Below are 7,352 nucleotides of genomic sequence, written 5' to 3'. Positions count from 1 at the left end.
GGTGTTCATCAGCACTTCAGTGCGGCCGGAGTCGCGGGCCGCCTGCAGGTCGGCGTCGGTGGTGCGGCCGCCATTGAACATGAACAGCAACGCAGCGACGGCCACGATGGCCACGAGGGCGGCGACCCACCAGCCGGCATTGGAGGCCGCGCGCGGCGCCTCGACAACGTCGCGGCGCACGACAGCGGGTTCTTCGATCACACGGCGTTCGACGTAGGGCTCGTTCGGGCTGGACATTCTGACGCCTCCTGGCGGCGGCGCTGGTGGCGCCCCTGGACCAGAGAAACGGTACGCCGCTGAATGAGGTTCCCGTGCGCGGCGCTGGCGACCTCAGGGACGCTGCAGCACCAGGGTCGACCAGGCGTCCCGATGGAGCCGCCGCAACACGCGAAAGCCCCGCGATCGATAGGCCGCGAACACCCGGCGTTCCTGGGCGCGCAACAGGCCTGAGAGGATGGCGATCCCGCCCGGCTTCAGGGCCCCTCGGATGTCCTGCGCCAGCGCGACCAGCGGCGGCGCGAGGATGTTGGCGAACACCAGGTCGTAGGGCGCGCCGGCGCGCAGGGTCGGGTGACCTAGGCCGGAGGCGTGGACGAAACGCACGCGAGCGCGGTTCAGCCTGGCGTTCTCGCCGGCGATCCGCACCGAGGGGCGGTCGATGTCGGACCCTACGGCGAGGCGCGAGCCGGTGCGCGCGGCGGCGATGGCCAGCACGCCGGTGCCGGCGCCGACATCCAGCACCTTGTGGAAGCGCCGCGCCTTCAGCAGGGCGTCATAGGCGCTGAGGCAGCCGACGGTGGTGCCGTGGTGGCCTGTGCCGAAGGCGGCGCCCGCCTCGATGCGCAGGTTGACGGTGCTGGCCGGCGCCAGGCCACGGTCGTGGGCGCCGTAGACGAAGAAGCGCCCCGCGCGCACGGGCGGCAGGCCGGAGAGCGCCATGGCCAGCCAGTCGGCGTCGGCGAGCGCCTCGCTGGCGACACGCAGGTCAAAGCCGCGCAGGAGGGCCTCAATGATCTCGGCTTCGGCGGAGGAGGTGGGGAAGGCGTCGATGCGCCAGATCTCGCGCGCTTCATCCTCTTCCAGGATGGAGTAGGTGGCGGCTTCGGTGACGGGGTGGTCGTCGAGCGCACGGGCGGCGGCTTCAGCTTCGGCGCGTGCGCCGCGGGCGGTGATCTGCAGGGCCTGCTCGGTCATGCCGCCCCGTCTAGTGGCCGCGGCGGCGAAAGGCGAGCGGGTTCAGCCTTCGGGCGGCGGAGCCTCGGGTTCCGGCGCGGGGGGCGGCGGGCCGAGGCCGGCCAGGGTGTTTCCGTCGATTGAGGGGATGCTGACCTTCACCGGCGCCGGCGGCTCGTAGGCGGCGAACTCGTAGCGCGGGGGCGGGTCGTCCGGCGGGATGTAGGCCGCCTGATAGGCTTCGTCTGGCGCGGCGGGGGCAGGGGCGTTCGCCTTCAGCGCATCGGTGCCGATGACGTAGTCGGGTACGGGACCATTCCAGGTCTGTAGGCCGCCCTCGAAGTCGTGTTGCGCGCGCTCGCCGGAGGCAGGCATCTCAATCTGAGGCCCGCGTGGGCCGTCGGAAAGGGCGAGGGTCGGCTTCATGGTTGCGCCGGCCCATAGACCGATGACGGCGGCGATGGCGATACCGGAGAACAGCGCCTTCACGGTGGTTCCTCCGCGGATTCGCTGCATAAGCGCCCGGATGGCGGAAAGGTTCAAGCGGGGGAAGGCATGCGCGTCTGGGCGCCGGCGAAGGCGGCCGCCGCCGAGCGACGGGCGACGGGCGGGGCGGGGCCTAGCAGGCGGCTGATGGCGGTGACCGCGAGCACCCAGGGCAGGCTGTTCTGCACCAGGATGAAGCTTTCGGAGAACAGGCTGAGGGCGAACACGGCGACGAACAGCGTCGACCAGTAGCCGTCCTGCACCTTGGCGTGACGGCCGACGGCCGCGCCGAGGGCCAGCGCGAAGATCAGGCCGAACAGGGCCACGCCGATCTGGCCCAACTGGATGAGCAAATCGAGCCAGCCGTTGTGGGCGGTCGGAACCACCCATTGAAGCTGGGCGCGGATCCATTCGGCCGGCGCCGAGTGCGGTCCCCAAAAGGCGCCGTAGCCGTATCCCAGCAACGGGCGGTCGCGGTAGGCGCGCAGCACGGCGGCCCAGATGTCGGTTCGTCCGGTGAGCGACGGATCCTTGCCCAGGGCGGCGAAGAACATGTCCGGGGCGACGAGATAGGCCATCGCCAGCGCGCCGAGCGCGGTGACGCCCAGCCAGACGATAGCGACCGTGGTCGCAGGCCCCCGGCGCATGATCAGCAGGGTGATGGCGCCGGCGCCGACCAGCAGCAGAGCCAGCAGCGAGGTGGCGGACCGGGTCATGATCACCAGACCGGCGCAAGCCACGAAGGTCAACGCCCACAGCCAGCGGCGCTGCCGCGACAGGATCATCGCCGCGGTCGCCGACACCGCACCATAGACCATCATCGCGCCCATCTGGTTCTTCTCGTACCAGAGGCCGCGCCAGGCGCCGGCGTTGACGTCGGCGTGGACGCCCAGGCTGGGCATGGCCAGGCAGACGAAATAGCTGCCCAGCGCCAGCACCAGGAACGATCCGGCGAGCAGCTCGGCCAGGCTGCGTCCGTTGTAGCTGGCGGTCAGATAGACGCCGAACAGCGTCGCCGCGGCGACCGCGATGGAGCGGCGGAAGGTCACGCCAGGCTCAATGGACCAGTAGGACGACAGGAAGGCCCAGCCGACCAGCAGGGCGAACGCCAGCGCCGGCGCCCAGTGCCGGGCGAGGTCGCGCCAGCGCAGCAGCGCCAGCCCCGCCACCACCGCATAGACCGGCAGCCAGATCAGCCGCAGCACGGGAATCGCGTCGCCGCCGGTCTGCTTAGGATCGAGGAGGGGGCCGATCAGCGCGTTGGACATCATCAGCACGACGATGGCGGCGAACAGCATCTCGAGGCCGCGCACTGCGGTCAGTCTGGGTTCGTTCGCCATGAGCGCGCGCCTGTGCCAATACGGCGCGGAAAGTCGCCCGCCCGCGCCGGTTCGCACGCCGTGCTGCAAGGTCGGGACCTTGGGGAAGCGCTTACGGAGACCCGAGCATGAGCAAGTATCAGCTGCTGTCCGAACGCCTGGCCGCGCGCACGGACGCCGTCTGGCGGGCGGGATTCGCCGAACTGGAGGAGGTGCTGGGCTTCGCCCTGCCGAAGGCGGCGCGCAGCACCGGCGCCTGGTGGGCGAACACGCCGGACAAAGCCCACGCGCGCGCCTGGCTCGATCAGGGCTGGGAGGCCTCTCAGGTCGACCGGGAGGCCGAAACGGTGACGTTCCGGCGTGTCGCCGCGGCGGTCGCCGAGCCGGTAGCCAAGGCGCCGGCCGAAACCCGTGCGCTAGGGATGACCGCGCTGGTCGGCGCTGCGGCCGCGGTGCTGGGCGTGGCGTTCAGCCTGCTGCGCCGTCGGCGCTAAGCGCGATCAGCCGCGCTCGACGAAGCTGTCGATGACCCGCTTCTCGCCGGCTTTCTCGAAGGTGACGGTGAGCTTGTTGCCTTCGACGCCGGTGACTTCGCCGTAGCCGAACTTCTGGTGGAAGACGCGATCGCCGCGGGCGTAGTCGCTGGAATGCGACGGCGCGGAGACGGCGACCAGGCGACCTTCGCCTTCCAGCACCGGCTGGCGGCCCGGGTGGCTGCCGCGGTAGTTTCGTTCCTGGGCGCGGCGCCAGCCTGGCGACGAATAGCCGTCGCCGAAACTGGAGCTCTCGTCCCAGCGCGAGCCGTGCTGCTGCTGCATGCCGGGTCCGCCGCCGTAGTAGCCCGTCTCCGAGGCCGCCTCGACATTGGCCAGCGGCAGCTCGTCGACGAAGCGCGAGGGAAGCTGGCTGGTCCAGCGGCCATAAACCTGCCGATTGGCGACGAAGGAGATACGGGCCTCCTCGCGCGCCCGGGTGATGCCGACATAGGCCAGCCGGCGTTCCTCCTCGAGGCCCTTCTCGCCCTTCTCGTCGACGCTGCGCTGAGACGGGAAGACGCCTTCCTCCCAGCCGGGCAGGAAGACCAGCGGGAATTCGAGGCCTTTGGCGGAGTGCAAGGTCATGATCTGCACCGCGTCGGCGGCAGGGCCGCGATCGAGGTCCATGACCAGGGAGACGTGCTCCAGATAGGAGCCCAGGTCCTCGAACGAACCCATGGACTGGACCAGCTCCTTGAGGTTTTCGAGCCGGGTCTGGGCGGTAGGGGTGCGGTCGAGTTTCAGGGCGTCGGTGTAGCCGCTTTCCTCCAGCACCATCTCCATCAGGCGAGGATGGGCGATGCGCTCGGCCTCGGCGCGCCAGCGGTCAAGGTCGCGCAGGAAGGTCGCCAACGCGGTGCGGGTGCGCGCGGCCAGCTCGTCGGTGAGCGCGAGCTGGCGGGCGGCGATGCTGGCCGGGACCTGCTGGGCGCGGGCGATCTGCAGCAGCTTCTGCACCGTGGTCTCGCCGATGCCGCGCTTGGGCACATTGACGATACGCTCGAAGGCCAGGTCGTCGTCAGGGGACTGGATCAGCCGCAGGTAGGCGTGGGCGTCGCGGATCTCGGCGCGCTCGAAGAAGCGGGGGCCGCCGATCACCGTGTAGGGGATCTGCAGCATGACGAAGCGTTCTTCGAAGGCGCGCATCTGGAACGAGGCGCGCACCAGGATGGCGACGTCGCGGTAGCGGCGGGCAGGCCGGTCGGTGGAGCCGCGCTTGGCACGCTCGATCTCCTCGGCGATTAGGCGGCTCTCGGCCTCGCCGTCCCAGACGCCGCGCACCACGACCTTTTCGCCACCGTCGGCCTCGGTCCACAGGGTCTTGCCCAGCCGGTCCTTGTTGGTCGCGATCAGACCGGAGGCGGCGGCGAGGATGTGGCTGGTGGAACGGTAGTTGCGCTCCAGGCGGATCACGGTGGAGCCGGGGAAGTCGCGTTCGAAGCGCAGGATGTTGTCTACCTCGGCGCCGCGCCAGCCGTAGATCGACTGGTCGTCGTCGCCGACGCAGCAGATGTTCTGGCGGCTCTGGGCCAATAGGCGCAGCCACAGGTACTGGGCGACATTGGTGTCCTGGTACTCGTCGACCAGGATGTAGCGGAACCGGTTGTGGAACTCCGCCAGCACGTCCGGCTGCGAGGTGAAGATGGTCAGGTTGTGCAGCAGCAGGTCGCCGAAGTCGCAGGCGTTGAGGATGCGCAACCGTTCCTGATAGAGCCGATACAGCGCCTGGCCGCGGCCGTTGGCGAACTGCGACGCCTCGGCGGGCGGCAGGCGGTCGGGGGTCCAACCGCGGTTCTTCCAGTGGTCGATGAGCCCCGCGAGATGCTTGGGCGTCCAGCGTTTGACGTCGATGTTCTCGGCGGCGAGCAACTGCTTGATCAGCCGCTCCTGATCGTCATCGTCGAGGATCGTGTAGTTCGACTTCAGGCCGACGAGATCGGCGTGGCGGCGCAGGATCTGGGCGGCGATCGAGTGGAACGTGCCGAGCCAGCGCAGGCCCTCGGCGGTCGGCCCGATGATCGCGGTGATCCGCTCGCGCATCTCGCGCGCCGCCTTGTTGGTGAAGGTGACCGCCAGCAACTCCCAGGGCTTGGCTTTGCCGGTCGCCAGGATGTGGGCGAGGCGGGTGGTGAGCACGCGGGTCTTGCCGGTGCCGGCGCCGGCCAGGACCAGCACCGGGCCATCGATGGCTTCGACCGCCTGACGCTGTTCGGGGTTCAGGCCTTCCAGGTAGTCCGGACCCGGCGGACGGGCGCGCGCCAGATCGCTGATCCTGGGCGCAGGCGTTGCGGCGTGATCTGGCGAGTCGGGCAGGGGCATCGGGTCACATATAGGCGCGTTGGCCGCCGGGACGAACAAAGGAAACGAATGGGGAACCTGAGGGGCGACGATGACAACCTGCCGGGGAACCGCCGCCTGTGCGCTTCGTTTGCTGCACAGGTCAATCAAGGAAGGGACATTCCCGTGGCGGACACCGAGACCCGAGCCACCCCATGGCTGGCGTTCCTGGTCGGCGGACTGCTGGTTGCGGTCATTGTGATCGGCCTAGTGATGTATAGCGGCGGCGGCGTGAGCGCGCCCGAACCCAAGAGCGTCGACATCAACCTGAACGTGCCCAAGCCGCCGGCTTTGCCGGACACTCCCAAGCTGCCGGACGTGGTTCCCGCGCCAAAATAGTCAGGCCTTGCGACCGCCGGCGTAGGCGAGTGCAGCCAGACGGCAGGCGCTGGCCAGAGAACGGGGTCCACGCGCGTCGTCGAGGCGGGTGATCAGGCCGGCGAGGCTCAGGCCTTCGGCCTGGCTCTGCGCTTCGAGCATGGCCCAGAATTCCGGCTCCAGGGCGATGGACGTGGCGTGTCCGGCGAGCACGACCGAGCGCTTGCGCAACATCCGCGTCAGGGCTCGCGTTTCGCGCCGTCGAGCTGACTGTCAGCCTTGCGCGCGTGGGCTTGAGCTTCCGCGCGTTCGGCCTTGCTGCGGCCGAAACGGACGCGGTTCTGGGCGGCTGCGGCCTTGGCGTCCTGTTTGGCGCGGGCTTTACGGGCCTGGTTCAGATTGACCGGCTCGGCCATCAGCCGGCGTCCCGCTCCAGCGAGCGCTTGAACGCCTGCCTTTCGCCGATGCGCGCCATGTAGGCTTCGAACTCCGCGTGACCGGGCAGGATGTGCAGGGCGAACTGGATGGCGCTCGACACCAGGATGTCGGCGCCGCTGAAGCGATCCCCGAGCACATAGGGGTTGTTCGACAAGGTATGGGAGAGACGCTGGACCATGTCCTGCGGGTCGCCCCAGGCGACGACGGCGGGCGGACCAGGATCCTGGTTGCGGGCGAGGGAGAACAGCGCCGGCTCGATCACGCCCGCCGAATAGGCGAGCCAGGTGAGGTAGGCCGCGCGGCCGGGCTCGCCGACGCGGGGCCCAAGCCCGGCGGCCGGAAAGGCGTCGGTCAGATAGAGCACGATGGCCGCGCTTTCAGTGACCACTTCGCCGTCGACGACGATCGCCGGGACCTTCTTGTCCGGGTGGGGATTCCGAGGGTCGCCGAAGCCGCCTTCCTCGCCGCGACGCACGGTGACGTATTCGATGTCGAACGGTTCCCCGAGCTCTTCCAGCAACCAGAGAATGCGGGTCGAGCGGGTCGCCGGCGAATGGAACAGCGTGATCACGAGGGCCTCACGATTGCGGTGAAGGCGGAAACCAGACGCGCCTGAGTCCGTTGGACGGGCACCGCGACGGTGCGGCGACTATCCATGGAGATATCCGATGATCCAAGCCTCGCAGATCCGCGAACACATGGAAGTCATCGGTTCGGACGACGGCCATGTCGGCCGCGTAGACCA

At 69.3% G+C, this 7,352-nt stretch carries 10 protein-coding genes and 1 pseudogene; 3 read left to right on the top strand and 8 right to left on the bottom strand.

The window, feature by feature from the left end:
• The 4 genes and pseudogenes from Q8M88_RS04945 to Q8M88_RS04930 form a co-directional block, all read right to left on the bottom strand.
• Window positions 1-237: pseudogene (locus tag Q8M88_RS04945) on the bottom strand (hypothetical protein); the annotation flags it as partial.
• 93 nt (window positions 238-330) lie between these two features.
• On the bottom strand, window positions 331-1,194 hold the full coding sequence (locus Q8M88_RS04940) for a 50S ribosomal protein L11 methyltransferase (protein WP_305595136.1): 864 nt from the start codon (window positions 1,192-1,194) through the stop codon (window positions 331-333).
• 42 nt (window positions 1,195-1,236) lie between these two features.
• On the bottom strand, window positions 1,237-1,662 hold the full coding sequence (locus tag Q8M88_RS04935) for a hypothetical protein (protein WP_305595135.1): 426 nt from the start codon (window positions 1,660-1,662) through the stop codon (window positions 1,237-1,239).
• A 50-nt stretch (window positions 1,663-1,712) separates the two neighbouring features.
• The gene (locus Q8M88_RS04930) at window positions 1,713-2,999 is read right to left on the bottom strand and encodes an O-antigen ligase (RefSeq protein WP_305595134.1); all 1,287 of its coding nucleotides are present in this window, start codon (window positions 2,997-2,999) and stop codon (window positions 1,713-1,715) included.
• Window positions 3,000-3,106: 107 nt separating this feature from the next.
• Between Q8M88_RS04930 and Q8M88_RS04925 the strand changes: the two genes are divergently transcribed.
• On the top strand, window positions 3,107-3,472 hold the full coding sequence (locus Q8M88_RS04925) for a hypothetical protein (protein ID WP_305595133.1): 366 nt from the start codon (window positions 3,107-3,109) through the stop codon (window positions 3,470-3,472).
• 6 nt (window positions 3,473-3,478) lie between these two features.
• Here Q8M88_RS04925 and Q8M88_RS04920 read toward each other — a convergent pair whose 3' ends face one another.
• Complete coding sequence (locus tag Q8M88_RS04920; protein WP_305595132.1) at window positions 3,479-5,833, bottom strand: ATP-dependent helicase; 2,355 nt, start codon at window positions 5,831-5,833, stop codon at window positions 3,479-3,481.
• 144 nt (window positions 5,834-5,977) lie between these two features.
• On the opposite strand from Q8M88_RS04920, the gene Q8M88_RS04915 reads away from it, so the two are divergent.
• Window positions 5,978-6,190, top strand: coding sequence for a hypothetical protein (locus tag Q8M88_RS04915; RefSeq protein WP_305595131.1), 213 nt, complete (start codon window positions 5,978-5,980; stop codon window positions 6,188-6,190).
• Here Q8M88_RS04915 and Q8M88_RS04910 read toward each other — a convergent pair whose 3' ends face one another.
• From Q8M88_RS04910 to Q8M88_RS04900, 3 genes are read right to left on the bottom strand one after another with little or no spacing between them, the layout of a single operon-like run.
• The gene (locus tag Q8M88_RS04910; RefSeq protein ID WP_305595130.1) at window positions 6,191-6,403 is read right to left on the bottom strand and encodes a ribbon-helix-helix domain-containing protein; all 213 of its coding nucleotides are present in this window, start codon (window positions 6,401-6,403) and stop codon (window positions 6,191-6,193) included.
• A 5-nt stretch (window positions 6,404-6,408) separates the two neighbouring features.
• Window positions 6,409-6,585, bottom strand: coding sequence for a DUF4169 family protein (locus Q8M88_RS04905; RefSeq protein WP_305595129.1), 177 nt, complete (start codon window positions 6,583-6,585; stop codon window positions 6,409-6,411).
• Window positions 6,585-7,178 carry a glutathione S-transferase family protein gene (locus Q8M88_RS04900; RefSeq protein ID WP_305595128.1) on the bottom strand — a complete coding sequence of 198 codons (594 nt, stop codon included), beginning with the start codon at window positions 7,176-7,178 and terminating at the stop codon, window positions 6,585-6,587. Before Q8M88_RS04900 ends, Q8M88_RS04905 begins: the two co-directional genes overlap by 1 nt.
• Before the next feature lie 97 nt (window positions 7,179-7,275).
• Here Q8M88_RS04900 and Q8M88_RS17680 point away from each other — a divergent pair.
• A partial coding sequence (locus Q8M88_RS17680; protein ID WP_371132630.1) for a DUF2171 domain-containing protein occupies window positions 7,276-7,352 on the top strand: 77 nt, incomplete at its 3' end.

Origin of the sequence: Phenylobacterium sp. (assembly GCF_030693805.1) — a bacterium.
GTDB lineage: Bacteria > Pseudomonadota > Alphaproteobacteria > Caulobacterales > Caulobacteraceae > Phenylobacterium.
The sequence above is the reverse complement of the archived record's forward strand: the minus strand, read 5'-3'. Positions and strand labels throughout refer to the sequence as shown.